The 810-nt window shown below is 39.8% G+C and carries 1 protein-coding gene; it reads right to left on the bottom strand.

The genetic code is table 11. From position 1 onward, the window contains the following. A partial coding sequence (locus JU82_RS11310; RefSeq protein ID WP_294892944.1) for an AAA family ATPase occupies nt 1-720 on the bottom strand: 720 nt, incomplete at its 3' end. Nucleotides 721-810: the final 90 nt, after the last annotated feature.

Raw genomic sequence — 810 nt, 5'->3', positions numbered from 1 at the left:
AATCGCATTTTTTGTTACATTTTTTAAGTCGTCCAACGTGCCACCGTTTATCTTCCATGCCGTTGCGACTTCTTGATAGTATTCCACACGTTCCCTAATCGTTTCTTCAAAGGATACGTCACCGATGATTGAGATAATTAAAGCACGTAGTTGTTTGTAGTCCATAGCCGTTACGGTTGATGGGTTGTAAACCAATGCCATGATGTCGATTGCGTTGAGGTTAGGGTCTTTTTTGAAAGCACGTTGCAAGTTCTCCAATCCAAGAAGTTCCAATAAACGCTCTTGCCCATCACGGATACCCATAGGTGAACCGTTGATAAGGATTGATGTTTCGTTTCCCTTGAAGTTCCCTTTGCTGTCATACTTCTCAACGAGTTTCTTTTCAAGAACGAAGTCATTTCCGCCTGTGAAGATAATTTTAACGCTCGTTTCGGTTTCGGGTGTGCTTCCCTTAGGTTTGATTTCCATGCGTTCAGACTTCGCTGTCCCATCGAATAAAACCCCGCTCAATGCCCAATAAATCGCTTCTAACACGTTTGTTTTTCCAAGACCATTCTTGCCTTTAAGAAACAAAGACTTTCCCTCTAAAATGTATTCTTTGTAGTTGATCGATTTATAGTTCTGAATAATAATACTCTTAATTCTGATGGGTGCTAACGTTTTGTTGATAGCACTTTCAACCGCTGTTGCAAATAATCCTTCTTCTTTTCCGTTTGCCATAATTTTTCTTTCGTCTCCCTTTGTTTTATAGTAATTCCTTAACCTCAGTTTCGATGAGTTCAAAACCAAGTTCAGTCAATCGTTCATGAT

Origin of the sequence: Sulfuricurvum sp. MLSB (assembly GCF_000747095.1) — a bacterium.
Classification (GTDB): domain Bacteria; phylum Campylobacterota; class Campylobacteria; order Campylobacterales; family Sulfurimonadaceae; genus Sulfuricurvum.
The sequence above is the reverse complement of the archived record's forward strand: the minus strand, read 5'-3'. Positions and strand labels throughout refer to the sequence as shown.